Raw genomic sequence first — 15,731 nt, 5'->3', positions numbered from 1 at the left:
GAAATTTATATAAGGAGAATGCCTGTATGACAACACATTTCTTTGCGAGGTTAACAGGGAAGAGGGAAATACCTCCTGTAAATACAGAAGCTTATGGTGTAACAGAGTTTATATTTAGTGATGATTTAAAGAAATTACAATATCGGATCATATTGAAAAACATCGAAAAAGTTACATCATGCCAAATTCATTTAGGAAAAGCGGATCAAATAGGTCCAGTGGTTTTAAATTTGTTTGGTCCAATAAAGCAAGGTATTAGTGTAAATGAAGGAGTCGTGACCGGTGTAGTCAATGTGGAGGATTTTGAAGGGCCTTTACAGGGGAGAGCGTTTGATAGTTTACTTCAAGAAATCATTCAGGCGAATGTATATGTAAATGTTTATACAAAGTCTAATAAGAAGGGCGAAATCAGGGGGAGAATCAGAAAAGTAAAGAAGTAGAAAAAAGGCTGTCCATATTTTGGAACAGCCTTTTTTTCTATAAGGTACAAATTTTAGTGGTTATTGTCGGTAAATCGATATATTTAAAAAACTGCTTCGATTAATTTTTTACAGGCTGATTTTTAATGAAGAAGTCCATGATATAAAACACTTCATCATCAGGTATTTGTATTTCAAATGTATTTTCAATTGGTTGTAATGCTTTTTTCACTTTCATATACATCCAGTACTCATCTTGTCTTCGTTTCTCTTTATCTGGATGAGGGAGGAGGCTTTCTCCTTTTTGAAGACGGTCAACCATACAGCTCATATGCAGAATCACACCCATTAAGCTGTCGGGAGTTAGCTGTAAGGAAATTAATTCTTGAATTGTATTTAATGCGTAACGAATTGTTTTAATAAGTAATGCTCCGTCGTTCCGCTGCATTTGTTGCTCCAGAATATCAGCCATTTTTGCATATGTTTCTTCATACGTAATTAATTCTTGAATTGGCTGAATCGCTGTGTAGTTTACAATGTCTTGGAAATGATATGTTAAGCATGGTACCTGCACATCAAAATTTGTGACGATACAAATGATATTCCGCTCTTTTTTTATGTTCTCAATCATTTTCGTTAAATCTTTTTCATGGACGATACTAATCGGAATAATTTCAATTAAGTCTTTGTCAAATCGCAAATAGTTCTCTAACATTTTTTGAATAGCTAAAGCACTGCCTTCCCCAGTTAAACAAGCTGTTAAAATAACAGACTTCATTGGTGATAGTGGCTTTTTCTTTTCTTCTTGTACGTTTAAGTAAAACGGTGTTAAGTTCTTCACTGTTTCATATAATGCATCTAACGAGTAGCCAAGTTGAGCTTTTCGAGCTGCTTCTAGTGCATGTGGAGTGCTTGTCATGGAAAGAACACGTACCGGAATTTTGAACTCAGTTTCTAATATATCACCAATATAAGCGAGCGAGCCCATATCGACGAGTAAGAGAAGTCCATTTACATTTTGGAGTGTTTTCATATACACTTTCACACGCTCTAAGAAATCTTTCGGCGATTCATGTAACGGCATATCGATACCGGTTACTTCCTCAATGCCGAGCAGTTCGTTTGCGACGTTTGCCATTTCTGTTGCGATGCCGTTGCCGTGCGCTAATATTAATACTTTTACTTCTGTTTGCGAGGCAGGAATTGGATCAACAACGAAGAACATTGTTAAAAAGCCTGCTTCATCAATAGGCATTGTTATTTGTAATTCGTCCTCCAGTAGTTGAATGCATTGCATAGCTACGGAAAAAGCGTCTTTATATTTCGTACGAATTTGATTTAATTGTGGGTGATGAATTTGTTTCCCAGCTTGCAAACGTTGTAGAGTTGTCTGTACATGTAAGCTTAAAGCGAGAAATACTTTTTCATCAAACGTCTTAGATAAATGCTTTTCAGCAAGTTCCGCAATTCTTTCACATACGGAAACGATATTACGATCCACAATTTTAAAAACATTTTCATGACTTGTTTTTTTAGATATTTGGTTAAAATATTGTACGAAAAAGCTTTGAATATCATTTTCTATTAGTAATTCTAATTCGTCCTCTTCAATACCGCGAGCTTGAAGTTCTTCGTATTTATAATCAATATAATCGTAAATAGAAGACCGTTTTTCATTCTCTATTTTATGATTACTCCAACCTTCATCACCTGTAAATATAAATGTTTCATTTGGTATTTGATATAGATGACGGCTCTTTCTTTCAATGAATAGCCCTTCTTTCATATACCAAGGTAAATCTGTACTTGAAACATAGACAGAATCACGTTTCTTTGTCACAAAGTCAGAATAGGCTTTCACACAGGCAATTTGTACATCCGTTTTTAATTGCCCGATGTTATTGGGACAATTGTAAAAGACGAAAGCGCGCATTGCATTCGGACTAACGTGAATTTCCTTTCGCAGACGGATTGCTTCATTTGTGAAAAATAGTTGCAGTAAAGCAAATCGTTCTTTATGTGTACGCTCACGAAGTGGTGGCAGCGTAACAGTCATTGGTATACGTCTTGTAAATGTTTTTAATAAAAATGAATTTGGTTCTTATGTTGTTGCAGTAATGATTAATACTTGTGCTTTACGCTCGTTTTCTGTTTCTCCAAGGCGGCGGTATACCCCGCGGTCAATAAAGGTGAAAAGCATTTCTTGTCCCTCTGGAGGAAGGCGATGTACTTCATCTAAGAAAAGAATCCCTTCATGTGCTTTTTCAATTAACCCTTTTTGATCACTTGCCCCTGTATAAGCTCCTTTTTTAATCCCAAATAACTGCCCCAGTAGTAGCTGTGGATTATTTGCGTAATCGGCACAGTTAAAGACGATAAATGGTGCATTTTTAGGAAGCTGTTCAACTTCAATTGCATATTCGTGCATTAAAGAAGCGAACATAGATTTTCCGACTCCTGTTTCTCCTAGCAGTAAAGTATGCATACCGTTTGGAGGATAGAGAATAGAAGCTTTCGCTTTTTCGATTGCGATTTTAAGGCTTGTATTTTCAATTGCAAATGTATCTAATGAAGTCATTTCCTTTGAATGCGTTTCCAACGAAGCGTTCGTTTCTATATAAAAACGAACAGGACGCGTATTTGTTTTTAATAAACGTTTATCTTTTACAAGTTTGTTTAAGTCGCTACTTACATTGGCACGATCTAGTTGTAGAAGGGTAGCGAGTTCTGATGCGGTTACACCTTCTATATAATGGTCTTCTTGTATTGCGTTAAAAATGAGATCTATTCGTTTCATTTCTATTCACCTCGAAACTTCATCACTATTTAAAATTTTACACAAAAATGGGAAGGGTGGGAAGAGAAAAATAAAACAGCTTTAGCAAATAGGCACTAAAGCTGTTACAATCTTGTGTCTTTCCAAAAGTTCACTTCGAGGTGAGAAGATGGATTATAGGGAAGAAGTTTGTATCCTTGTGACTGTAAGTAATCAATTACTTTAGGCAGTATTTGTACAGTTACACTCGAATCATGCATTAAAATCACTTCGACTTGTTCATCGCTTTGATTACGTACTCTTTCTAGTATGGCAGAAGGATTGTCATAGCTTTTCCAGTCATATGTATCGATTGTCCAATCCCACATTTTATACTGGGCGGATACAAGTGCATCACGGTAATTCTTTTTTAAGTAAGGCATGCTACCATACGGGACACGAACGAGATGTGTATTTAATTTTGTAACTTGCTGAACAATATTTTGTGTTTGTTCCATCTCTGTAATTAAAGCGGATGGATCGCCAGTGTAAAGGCGTTTTACATCGTGTGACATACTGTGAAGTCCGATATAATGTCCTTCTTTAATTAATCGTTGCATTGTTTTTTTATAATGGGGCACTTTTCCACCAATAACAAAGAAAGTTGCTTTTCCGTTCTTTTCTTTTAAGATGTTTAAAATTTGCGTAGTATATTTGTTTGGTCCGTCATCAAATGTTAAGTACGCGATTTTTTTGATAGGAGAGGTAGTTTCAGTATTTGGATGATGTTCAGCAGGGGTCATTGTAGTTGCTCCTGCATGAGATGACGCGTACATAGTAATCGTTAAAAATAAAATAATGTATTGAAATACTCGCTTGATCATAACATTCACCCTCAGTTTGACAATCAAGATGTAAAAAAGAAAATATAATCCTTTTCTTATTATGTATATCTTTCTCCAATAGTGGGACTCTCAAACAAACTATATTTTGGAAATATGAAATGAGGAATAAAAAATAAAAAATAGCATCCTCTTATAAGAAAGAGGATGCTATTTGAATATTTCATAATTGTAAAGGCTATACTACAATTAGTCTTCGCGTTTTTTCACTTTTTTATAAAAGGAAATAAGTGGTTTGTAACGTTCATGTACAAGCCCAATTACTTCAGCAATGATTTCTGTAAAGAAGATTAAAACGAAAAGAAGAATAATGGATAACCATAATGTCGCACTAGAGAAAATGATTGCATTTACACTAAAGAAAATACCGAATGCGTATATAATTAGTACCGTTTTACGATGAGAGAAGCCCATTGCAAGTAAACGGTGATGTAAATGCGATTTATCTGGTGCTGAAATAGGTTTTTTATTTACGATACGACGGATAATTGCAAATGTCGTATCAAATACAGGTACGCCTAAAATGATAACTGGAACGATAAAGCTGAATAACGTTACACTTTTGTATAATCCAAGTAACGATATAACAGAAATACAGTATCCTAAAAATAGTGCGCCTGTATCTCCCATGAAAATTTTTGCTGGATGGAAGTTGTAGAATAAAAATCCAATTGTACTTGCTAATGTAATTAATGCTAGTGGTAAGATAATAGCGGCTCCAGTGCCCCATGGGCTAGTGAAGGCCATATATGCTAGCGTTGCAAGTACGATAGATGAAATACCAGCAGATAACCCATCTAAGCCATCAATTAAGTTGATTGCATTTGTAATACCTACAATCCAAAATACTGTAATTGGATAGGCAAGCCATCCAAGTTCAGTATCCCCGAGGATTGGGATATATAATACTTGCACTAATAATCCACTTTTTACAATCATCATGGCAACTAGTAGTTGTCCACCGAATTTTACCTTCGCAGATAACTCGTACATATCATCTAAAATACCGATGATTACAATGATAATCGCACCTAGCGTTATCGATAACATTCTTTGTTCGTATAAGCCGCCGACAACAAATCCTACAGCTACACCAATAAATATCGCTAACCCGCCAAGACGAGGCATAATCTTTTGATGCACTTTACGAGCGTTTGGCTTATCTGTTGCTCCTATTTTAAAAGCTAACTTAATAACTAAAGGAGTAACGACGAGTACAGTGATGAAAGATGCCAAGATGGCATAAATCACTTGTGAGTCCATTAATACCCCACCCTTTTATAGTCTAACGTAATTTTTTTTAATATATTTATCTGAAAATTATGATGTTTATTTACAGGCTCATAACATATGGTATCACAAAAAGATTAGAATTCAATCTTTTTTTCTTTGTGTGGTAAATGGAAGCGGATAGAATATATGACAATTGTATACAGAATGTTGAATCATTTGAGAAGGTTAATCGTATTGGGCTTTGTAATATGACATTTTCTCTTTTTCTTCGATAGTGAATACTTTTATTTCAGTATTATAAGTGTTACACGTAGAAATGAGTAAGTTTCGTGTTAAAATGTGGGAATTTATCCGCATGAACGGGCAGTAAGGTTTGCACCTCAAAATTCAGTTGGAGAAAAGAAGTTAGGTGGGGATCTTAATTCCTGTAAAAGCCTGATTGGTTTAACTAATAATTAGTCGATGATGGATGCCCCTTACTGAATAAAGTTTCATTTTATATTCTTACATGTAATTTTACAAAAACTTAAAAAAGAATGGAAAAAGTAATTCATATAATAAAGAAGTAAAAGAGTTTTCTCATTTTTAATGTGAGAGGGGGAAGCACAGGGAGAATTCTATGTATTCGTATATTTTCTATTGTATATTCCTGTGCGAAAAGGAAATGAAAATTACGATAATAGGTACCGGATACGTTGGATTAATTACAGGAGTAGGATTGGCAATGTTAGGCCATTCAGTCACATGTTTTGATATAAATGATGAGAAAATTGAACGGATAAAGCAAGGAGATCTGCCTATTTATGAAGCGGGTTTATATGAATTAATAAATGATGCATGTGAGAATGATTGTTTAACTTTTACAACAAGTAGAGTAAAAGCATTTTACGATGCAGAATTTATATTTATTGCAGTTGGAACGCCATCTTTATTAGATGGGACAGCGGATTTAACATATATTCGAAGTGCTTGTGACGATATTGGAACATATGCGACGAATGACATTATTGTCGTTACGAAAAGTACGGTTCCTGTAGGTACAAATGATGTTATGAGGGGATGGATTGAGGAGAAATTACAAAATAGATATGAATTACATATCGTATCGAATCCGGAATTTTTACGGGAAGGTTCAGGGATTTACGATTTTTTTCAGGGAGATCGTATTGTAATTGGAGCAGATAATGAGGAAGCGGCACGAAAAGTGGAGAATTTGTATAGTGAATTACGCTTAAAAACGTATGTTACAGATATAAAAAGTGCAGAGATGATTAAATATGCATCGAATGCTTTTTTAGCGACAAAAATTAGTTTTATCAATGAAATTTCAAATATATGTGAGAAGGTAGGAGCCAATGTATTAGACGTTGCACAAGGGATGGGAATGGATAAGAGAATTGGGACGTCTTTTTTAAATGCGGGCATTGGTTATGGGGGATCGTGTTTTCCGAAAGATACGAAAGCCCTTGTGCAAATTGCAGGGAATGTGGCGCATGATTTTCGCTTGTTAAAAGCAGTTATTGAAGTGAATAATAAACAACAGTTGTTATTGATTGAGAAAGCGAAGAAAGTATTAAATATGAACAAGAAGCGGATTGCGGTGCTGGGAGCGGCATTTAAACCGAATACTGATGATATAAGAGACGCACCATCTCTTATTATGATACAAGAATTAATTCATATAGGTGCGGATGTAGTTCTATATGACCCAAAAGCGATTCCAAATATGAAAAATATCTTTGGAGAGACTATACAATATAGCGAATGTATAGATGAATCGATTAGAGGAGCGAGTGCGGCTTTTATCATGACAGAATGGGAGGCTATCCGAGCTTATCCGTTAGAAAAGTACGCACAACTTATGAGAGAGCCTATTTTATTAGATGGAAGAAATTGTTATACTATTGAAGATGTCAAGAAGCAAGAGATAGATTATTATTCGGTTGGAAGAGAAAGTATTTGTAAGAGGGACTTTTCCGTTATTCGTTAAAAAGGCATGTATTCATGTATATTCTTATATGTCATAATAGAATTTGTAACTAGTGAAAGAAAAGAGGCAATGAAATGACTGAACGTTTAAAAGTAATGACAATTTTCGGGACACGTCCAGAAGCAATTAAAATGGCACCTCTTGTATTAGAGTTGCAAAAGCATCCAGACAAAATTGAATCGATTGTGACTGTAACAGCACAACATCGTCAAATGTTAGACCAAGTATTAAGTATCTTTGGAATTACGCCAGATTTCGATTTGAATATTATGAAAGACCGCCAAACTTTAATTGATATTACAACGCGTGGTTTAGAAGGTTTGGATAAAGTAATGAAAGAAGCAAAGCCGGATATTGTACTTGTACATGGTGATACAACGACAACATTTATTGCAAGTTTAGCTGCTTTCTACAATCAAATTCCAGTAGGTCATGTTGAAGCAGGACTTCGTACATGGGATAAATATTCTCCATACCCAGAAGAGATGAATCGCCAATTAACAGGCGTTATGGCAGATCTTCATTTCTCACCTACAACAAAATCAGCAACGAACTTACAGAAAGAAAATAAAGATGAGTCACGCATTTTCATAACAGGAAATACAGCGATTGACGCACTAAAAACGACTGTAAAAGAGACATATAGTCATCCTGTATTAGAGAAACTTGGAAACGATCGTCTTGTACTTATGACAGCTCACCGCCGTGAAAACTTAGGAGAGCCAATGCGTAATATGTTCCGTGCAATTAAACGTCTTGTTGATAAGCATGAAGACGTACAAGTTGTGTATCCGGTTCATATGAACCCAGTTGTTCGTGAAACAGCGAATGATATTTTAGGCGATCATAGCCGCATTCATTTAATTGAGCCGCTAGATGTAATTGATTTCCACAATGTTGCAGCTCGTTCATACTTAATGTTAACTGATTCTGGTGGTGTACAAGAGGAAGCACCGTCACTTGGTGTACCGGTTCTTGTTCTTCGTGATACAACAGAGCGCCCAGAAGGTATTGAAGCAGGTACATTGAAATTAGCAGGAACAGACGAAGAGACAATCTTTGGTCTTGCTGATGAGTTGTTATCAAATAAAGAAGCTCATGATAAGATGTCAAAAGCATCTAATCCTTACGGTGATGGCCGTGCATCAGAGCGCATTGTAGAAGCAATTTTGCAACACTTTAATAAGTAAATAAAAAAGAGCCAAATCATATGCGGTTTGGCTCTTTTTGTTATTGCTGATTTCTCATAATCCACTCTGCATGAGCATTCGTAGAAGGAGGTGGTTCAGTTGGTGTTTTGTTCTGATTCGTTTCTTTCTTTGCTTTTTCGTCAGAGTTAGAATTTGACGAAGGATTTGATTCGGTTTTTGTAGTTGGATTTTCTTGAGTGTTTGCTGTTTCTCCTAATTCTTTTTTAATTTCATTACGTACTGTCTCTACACCGATTGGATCTGGAAGGAAGTAATAAATACCACCTATTTTTTTGTCTTCTCCTTCAAGCTTGAACGTTTGTATTGTAGAAGGATCAAACCCAGATAGTTTATTGTAAAGTGCAAGTCCGTCAGAAATAGGAATGTCAGTTTTTATATATTTTCCAACGACTGCCGTTAAATCTTTAATTTTAAATACGGTAGAGGCTGAATTTAGTTTTTGAGCAACAGCGGCTAGTAATTGTCTTTGTCTAGCGGCCCGACCATAATCGCCGTTTGGATCCTGCTTTCGCATACGTACGTATGCGAGTGCTTCTTCCCCATTTAAGTCTTGTTGTCCTTGCTTAAATTCGATTTTTTTGTAGTAATCCACGTCCGAACGCTCCCAAAAATCGAATGGGACATCAACAGTAACACCGCCAACAGCATCAACAATACCTTTAAAGCCTTGGAAATCAATTTTAATATAATGGTCTACAGGAACTTTTAGAAAACCTTCGACAGTTTTGATTGCCATTTCTTCTCCGCCGTAAGCGTGCGCAGCGTTAATTTTATCCTCTTTGTTCTTACCAACAATTGGAACGCGACTATCACGAGGGATACTCATAAGCGAAATCTTTTTAGTTTTAGGATTGACGGTCGCAAACATTAATGAATCTGTACGACCGTTTTGACCGTCCGTTGCATAATCTTCTATACCCATAATCAGGAGTGTAAAAGGTTCCTTTGTAATTTCTACATCTTCGGTTCTCAAGTCCGATTTTTGACGAGTAAAACCACTATACATCCCCATGAGAGAAGAGTAGGAATTTAATATATAAAGTCCTACACCACCAAATAAAAATACGAAAATAAGGAAGTAGAAAAACTTTCTTCTTCGTTTCTTTTTTATTCTGCTATTTTGGAGATGATAATAACGTTCTTCCATATATAATCTCCTTAGTTCATTTGTAGGAAAGTAATTCACTACATTAATCTTTAAAGGTGAGGATGTACTTATCCTTAGATAACATCTTGTTCTAAGTACAACATATCTCCTTCTGTAATTGTACATTTCCCATTTGTTAATTCAATCATCCAATCTGTGAATGCTTGTTTTCCGTCTTCTTCTACATACGTATCAAATGTGACATTTTCGAGATAATGTATATCTTTAATGGCATATTTCGAATTACGTAATTCATTTTCAATTTTGCCAAGTAATGTGTAATCAATTTCGGTCTGCATAACACGCATTAGTTTCCGCTGAACAACACCGACATGATTAATGCCTTCGCTTGTACATTTTCCATATGCGCGAATTAATCCACCTGCGCCAAGTTTGATGCCACCAAAATAGCGTGTAACGACAACGACGGTATCTTTTAAACCGCGTTTTTTTAGTACCTCTAACATAGGTACACCAGCTGTACCGCTAGGTTCTCCATCATCATTTGCTTTTTGGATTTGATCTTGTTCGCCAATCAAATACGCAGAACAATTATGTGTGGCATTCCAATTTTGTTTTTTTATTTTTTGTATAAATTCTTGAGCTTCTGCTTCGGTTGTAGCTCTGCTAACGTAACAAATAAATCTTGATTTTTGAATGACAATTTCGTGCTCACCGTAGTCTTTGATTGTTAAATATTGTAATAACACTTGTATACGCCCCTATCTACCAAAATGACTAGTACTTTACATTTTAAAAGCGAGCGTTTTTATATTCAAACATTTTTTATAAATAAGTTGAAATTTTTGGTGAGTATTTCACCTTTTTGTTGTAATTTGTCGAGATGGTAAGTATTATTTCAAATCGGCATTTTCATGTTTTGATGCACCATTTTTAGTTTTCGTGTAAACTTAGGGAATAAAAACTTTTTTATAAGGCAGGTACGCAAATGAAAACAGCTATTGTTACTGATAGTACAGCATATATACCGAAGCATATTCGTGATGAACTCAATATATATATGATTCCATTAAACGTTGTGTTTGGAACGGAATCTTATCAAGAAGAAGCTGAAATTTCAGTAGATGATTTCTATGTAAAAGTACGTGAGCAAGAAGAACTTCCGAAAACTTCTCAGCCAGCAATCGGAAAGTTTGTTGAGTTATTTGAAGAACTATCTAAGGATTATGATGCGGTTATTAGCATTCATCTTTCAAGTGGGATTAGTGGTACATATCAAACGGCAACGACAGCCGGGCAAATGGTAGATGGTATTGATGTATATACGTACGACTCTGAAATTAGTTGTGAAGTACAAGGATTCTATGTACGTGAAGGGGCAAAATTAGCAAGCGAAGGAAAGGATCCGAAAGAGATCGTTGCCCGTTTTGATGAAATGAAGAAAACGATGGACGCTTATTTTGTAGTGGATGATTTACATCATTTACAACGTGGAGGACGATTAAATAGTGCACAAGCCTTCATTGGTAGTTTGTTACAAGTGAAGCCCGTTTTATATTTTAGAGATAAAATCATTATTCCATTTGAAAAGATTCGTACACGTAAAAAAGCGTTAAAACGAATTGTTGAAATTTTTGATGAGCAAGCAAGTCAAGGTGTACCTATGGAAGCAGTTATCATTCATGCACAACGTGAAGAGGAAGCGAATGAATGGAAGGCAGAATTAGAAGCAAAATATCCTCATGTTACAATCCGCACAGGCTATTTCGGTGCTGTAATTGGTACGCATTTAGGTGAAGGGGCACTAGGTCTTGGATGGTATACGAAGTAATAAGATATAAAAAGCTCTCTTTTTGAAGAGGGTTTTTTTACGGATATTTTACGTGTAGTTGACAAGTTAATATTTGGAAATGGTAAAATGTACGTAAAATAAAATAACGAGGAAAGTTTTATAACTTACTTTTTACAAGAAACTATATTATAATAGAAGAGAGGTGAAAGATATGGAGCATAATTCTTGTTTATGTCCAAAGTTTGAGTCAGCTTTTACTTTACTTAGTAAAAAATGGACTGGCTTGATTATTAAATCTTTGCTTGAAGAGTCAAAACGTTTTAGAGAAATCGCAGATATTATACCGAATATGAGCGATCGTATGTTGTCAGAGCGTTTAAAGGAATTGGAAAGCGAAGGCATTGTAGTTCGTAATGTTTATCCAGAAGTACCAGTTCGAATCGAGTACGGTTTAACTGAAAAAGGGAAAGCATTAGAAAGTGTTATGGATGAAGTCCAAAATTGGGCTGAGAAATGGATGAAATAACGTTTTGATTTCATTCGTATTAGTGTATTTAACAAAACGTAAGGGAAACCTTGCGTTTTTTCTTTGCTTATAAAAAGCCTTTTAAATTCTACACATATATACAAAAATATGCATATTTTGCGATAGAGTTACATATAATATTACATTTGTTTTACAATAGCGTAACATTAGCAAAAAAAATCCCGAATTATGGTATAAATTTTATAGGTTATATACGGAAAAAAGACAAAAGAAAGCGGTGTAAAAAATAAAATGAAAAAGCTAAAAATGGCATCTTGCGCATTAGTTGCAGGGTTAATGTTTTCAGGACTAACACCAAATGTATTTGCAGAAGATAAAATTTCTGACGTGAAATCACAAATTAATACACAAAATGACACTTTACATAAACAACAACAAGAACGTGATGAATTACAAAAGCAAATGAATGACTTAAACAAAACAATTCAAGGTTTGGATAAGTCTGTTCAAGCGAATGCTTCAAAGCTTGATGAAACAACAAAAAAAGTTGCTGATACTGAGCAATTAATCGAAAATAAAAATAAAGATATTGCAGAACTACAAACGAAAATTGCAAAACGTGAAGAGTTATTAAGAAAACGTTTAGTTGCACTTCAAGAACAACCAAATACGAACGTTGTAACAGAAGTTCTTGTAAACTCTAAAAACATTGCAGATTTAGTTGATCGTTTAAATTCTGTTTCTAAAATTCTTGAGTCTGACGAAGATATCATGAAAACACAACAAGAAGATCAAGCGAACGTGAAAAAAGATGTTGAAACGGTAAAAACAAAGCAAAAAGAATTAAAAGAAGCACAAGCTCAAATTGAAACTGCTAAGAATGAACTTGACGCTGAAAAAGCGAAAAAAGCAACTGCAGTAAATGATTTAAGCGGTAAAATGGATACGGTTGTAACTTCAATGACAAGTACGGAAGGTCAATTAAAAGAGCTTGAACAACAAGCGTTAAAGTTACAACAAATTGCTGAAAAAGAAGCACAAGAAAAAGCTGCACAAGAAGTTGCTGCTCAAAAACAAGCGGAGCAAGCTGCACAACAAGCGCAGGCTGCAACACAACCAGCACAGGCTCCAGCACAAACACAAGCTCAACCAGCAGCTCCAGCAAACAATGATGGACAAGAGAAAAAAGAAGAGCCTAAGAAAAAAGAGGAGAAAAAAGCAACACCAGCTCCAGAAGTACCAACTGATAATGGTGGCGGTAGACAAGATGTTGTCTCAAAAGCTAAAGGTTTAGTAGGTCTGAAATATGTATGGGGTAGTGCATCAATTTCAAATGGTGGATTTGACTGCAGTGGTTTAATCTCTTATGTTTACGGTTTAGGTCGTCAAGATACTAGAGGTTTATGGAACTCTGTACAAAAGATTAGCCCATCTGAAGCAAAACCAGGAGATCTTATCTTCTTACAAGGTACTTACAGAGCAGGCGTATCTCACGTTGGTATTTATATTGGTGGCGGTCAAATGATCCATGCTGCTGATGAATCAACGGGTGTTACTTACGGTAGTGTAAATAGTTCTTACAACCAAAAACATTTCTTAGGTTACGGAAGATTATAGGATTACAATTCAATAAAAAAACGTGTATAAAGTCGATAGCTTACTATTTTATAAGTAGGTTGTCGGCTTTTTTGAGTTTTTACGAGATTATGAGAAAGGTTTATAGTAGTGCTGGAGGTGGTTGCTGATGTTAGCAGGAAAACAGTTACTATTAGAGGAACTCTCTTCAGATTTACGGGATACATTACATGATTTGAAAAAGAAGAGGGAGGTCGTATGTGTACAAGGTGTAATAAAGGAGGCTTCTAAATATTTATGTCAGCGCTGTGGAAATATAGAGCAGCGACTATTTGCGTCATTTTTATGTAAAAGGTGCAGTAAAGTATGTACGTATTGCCGGAAGTGTATAACGATGGGGAGAGTTAGTGAATGTGCTGTACTTGTTCGTGGGATCGCTGAAAGAAAAGGAGAAAAAGGTTTAAATTCTTTACAGTGGAACGGGACTTTGTCTACTGGTCAGGAGTTGGCGGCGCAAGGTGTTATAGAAGCTATTAAGCAGAAAGAATCGTTTTTTATTTGGGCTGTGTGCGGGGCTGGAAAGACAGAAATGTTATTTTACGGTATGGAAGAGGCATTGCGAAAAGGAGAAAGGGTTTGTATCGCAACACCAAGAACAGACGTTGTACTAGAATTAGCGCCGAGATTACAAAAAGTGTTTCCAAATGTAAATGTAGCGTCCTTATACGGAGGAAGTGAAGATAGGGACAAAGATGCAGCGTTAGTCGTTGCAACTACACATCAACTGTTACGTTACTATAGAGCGTTTCATGTCATGGTTGTAGATGAGATAGATGCCTTCCCGTATTATGCGGATCAAATGTTACAGTATGCGGTGCAACAAGCGATGAAAGAGAAAGCAGCGCGTATTTATTTAACTGCAACTCCAGATGAAAAGTGGAAGCGTAATTTCAGAAGCGGGAAACAAAAGGGCATCATTGTCTCTGGACGATACCATCGTCATCCGTTACCAGTTCCTCTATTTTGCTGGTGCGGAAATTGGAAGAAAAGCCTCCATCATAAAAAAATCCCTCGAGTGTTACTACAATGGTTAGAAATGTACATAAACAAAAAATATCCTATTTTTTTATTTGTTCCTCATGTGCGATATATAGAAGAATTGAGCCTGTTATTGAAAGTGTTGGATCATAGAATCGATGGTGTACATGCAGAAGATCCGATGAGAAAAGAAAAAGTAGCAGCTTTCAGAAAGGGAGAAATTCCGTTATTAGTTACAACGACAATTTTAGAGAGAGGAGTAACTGTGAAGAATTTACAAGTTGCGGTGTTAGGGGCAGAAGAAGAAATATTTTCAGAAAGTGCGCTCGTACAAATTGCAGGCCGAGCAGGTCGTAGTTTTGAAGAACCTTATGGTGAGGTTATTTATTTTCATTACGGTAAGACAGAGGCGATGGTACGTGCGAAAAGGCATATTCAAAGTATGAACAAAAAGGCGAAAGAACAAGGATTAATCGATTAATGCATTGTCTACTTTGCGATGAGTATATGTTGGAAACAGTTAGTTGGTACACCTTCTTTGTAAAGTCTCACACAAAATATATATGTGATAGGTGTGAGCGGAAACTTTCCTATATTATAGGAGAGATTTGCATGGAGTGTGGGCGCCCTTTAGAGGACTTGCCTTCCGAATATAAAGAAAATGATATTTGTGTGGATTGCATAAGGTGGATAAACAAGGAGAAGTATCGTCCTTTTAAAAATCGTTCTTTGCACGTGTACGATGATGAGATGAAAGAAATATTAGCACAGTTTAAATTTCGGGGGGATGCGGAGTTAGTTCATATTTTTTATCGATCCTTTCGGGAGCTGTTTCAAAAGCATTTTACGAGCATTTCAAGTGTTATTGCTGTTCCACTTAGTAGGGAACGGGAATATGAACGTGGTTTTAATCAGGCAGAGTTATTAGCAGCTTGTTTACCTGTCAAAATTTCTTATCCCTCATTAAGAAGAAGGGAAACAGAAAAGCAAAGTAAGAAGACACGTAAAGAAAGGCTTTCGGGAAGTAATCCTTTTTATTTTCAGGGAGAAGATATGTTTCATGATCAACATATCTTACTCGTTGATGATGTATATACGACAGGAATTACAGTTAGACAAATTGGAAGTCTTTTATACGATAGAGGAGCAAGGGAAGTTTCTAGTTTGACGCTCTGTAGAAGTTGATCTGTAACTGTCGAAAGGGATAATAAAAAGACGATA

At 35.8% G+C, this 15,731-nt stretch carries 12 protein-coding genes and 1 pseudogene; 8 read left to right on the top strand and 5 right to left on the bottom strand.

Going from position 1 to position 15,731, the window contains the following annotated elements; all coding sequences use genetic code 11:
• Nucleotides 1–26: 26 nt before the first annotated feature.
• A complete protein-coding gene (gene exsM, locus J0835_RS25575; protein ID WP_000207035.1) occupies nucleotides 27–440 on the top strand; it encodes an exosporium regulatory protein ExsM in 414 nt (137 codons plus the stop codon).
• A 100-nt stretch (nucleotides 441–540) separates the two neighbouring features.
• On the opposite strand, the pseudogene J0835_RS25570 reads toward exsM, so the two are convergent.
• The 3 genes and pseudogenes from J0835_RS25570 to J0835_RS25560 form a co-directional block, all read right to left on the bottom strand.
• Nucleotides 541–3,216 (bottom strand): annotated as a pseudogene (locus J0835_RS25570) (PRD domain-containing protein).
• Between the two features lie 104 nt (nucleotides 3,217–3,320).
• Nucleotides 3,321–4,058, bottom strand: a complete 738-nt coding sequence (locus J0835_RS25565) for a polysaccharide deacetylase family protein (protein ID WP_087983137.1) — start codon at nucleotides 4,056–4,058, stop codon at nucleotides 3,321–3,323.
• Nucleotides 4,059–4,265: 207 nt separating this feature from the next.
• The gene (locus J0835_RS25560) at nucleotides 4,266–5,339 is read right to left on the bottom strand and encodes a glycosyltransferase family 4 protein (RefSeq protein WP_000378314.1); all 1,074 of its coding nucleotides are present in this window, start codon (nucleotides 5,337–5,339) and stop codon (nucleotides 4,266–4,268) included.
• A 589-nt stretch (nucleotides 5,340–5,928) separates the two neighbouring features.
• On the opposite strand from J0835_RS25560, the gene J0835_RS25555 reads away from it, so the two are divergent.
• Nucleotides 5,929–7,299 carry a UDP-glucose dehydrogenase family protein gene (locus J0835_RS25555; protein ID WP_140386943.1) on the top strand — a complete coding sequence of 457 codons (1,371 nt, stop codon included), beginning with the start codon at nucleotides 5,929–5,931 and terminating at the stop codon, nucleotides 7,297–7,299.
• Nucleotides 7,300–7,373: 74 nt separating this feature from the next.
• Nucleotides 7,374–8,489: a non-hydrolyzing UDP-N-acetylglucosamine 2-epimerase gene (wecB, locus tag J0835_RS25550; RefSeq protein ID WP_087983135.1), complete on the top strand. Its 1,116-nt coding sequence runs from the start codon at nucleotides 7,374–7,376 to the stop codon at nucleotides 8,487–8,489.
• A gap of 40 nt (nucleotides 8,490–8,529) precedes the next feature.
• Here the strand turns inward: wecB and J0835_RS25545 are convergent, their stop codons facing one another.
• Nucleotides 8,530–9,657, bottom strand: coding sequence for an LCP family protein (locus J0835_RS25545; protein WP_087983133.1), 1,128 nt, complete (start codon nucleotides 9,655–9,657; stop codon nucleotides 8,530–8,532).
• Nucleotides 9,658–9,731: 74 nt separating this feature from the next.
• On the bottom strand, nucleotides 9,732–10,367 hold the full coding sequence (locus J0835_RS25540) for a YigZ family protein (protein WP_000926678.1): 636 nt from the start codon (nucleotides 10,365–10,367) through the stop codon (nucleotides 9,732–9,734).
• Between the two features lie 239 nt (nucleotides 10,368–10,606).
• On the opposite strand from J0835_RS25540, the gene J0835_RS25535 reads away from it, so the two are divergent.
• From J0835_RS25535 to J0835_RS25515, 5 genes are all read left to right on the top strand, one after another.
• Complete coding sequence (locus J0835_RS25535) at nucleotides 10,607–11,449, top strand: DegV family protein (protein WP_087983131.1); 843 nt, start codon at nucleotides 10,607–10,609, stop codon at nucleotides 11,447–11,449.
• Nucleotides 11,450–11,621: 172 nt separating this feature from the next.
• Entirely contained in the window at nucleotides 11,622–11,936 is a 315-nt protein-coding gene (locus tag J0835_RS25530) for a winged helix-turn-helix transcriptional regulator (RefSeq protein WP_000400858.1), read from the top strand.
• A 252-nt stretch (nucleotides 11,937–12,188) separates the two neighbouring features.
• Entirely contained in the window at nucleotides 12,189–13,514 is a 1,326-nt protein-coding gene (locus J0835_RS25525; RefSeq protein ID WP_087983129.1) for a C40 family peptidase, read from the top strand.
• A 127-nt stretch (nucleotides 13,515–13,641) separates the two neighbouring features.
• Nucleotides 13,642–14,991, top strand: coding sequence for an ATP-dependent helicase ComFA (gene comFA, locus J0835_RS25520; RefSeq protein ID WP_087983127.1), 1,350 nt, complete (start codon nucleotides 13,642–13,644; stop codon nucleotides 14,989–14,991).
• Nucleotides 14,991–15,695 carry a ComF family protein gene (locus J0835_RS25515; RefSeq protein ID WP_087983125.1) on the top strand — a complete coding sequence of 235 codons (705 nt, stop codon included), beginning with the start codon at nucleotides 14,991–14,993 and terminating at the stop codon, nucleotides 15,693–15,695. The genes comFA and J0835_RS25515 overlap by 1 nt, the downstream gene beginning before the upstream one ends.
• Nucleotides 15,696–15,731: the final 36 nt, after the last annotated feature.

Origin of the sequence: Bacillus cereus group sp. Sample62, assembly GCF_036851315.1 — a bacterium.
In the GTDB taxonomy this organism is placed as follows: domain Bacteria; phylum Bacillota; class Bacilli; order Bacillales; family Bacillaceae_G; genus Bacillus_A; species Bacillus_A wiedmannii.
This window is presented reverse-complemented; position numbering and strand designations above follow the sequence as displayed.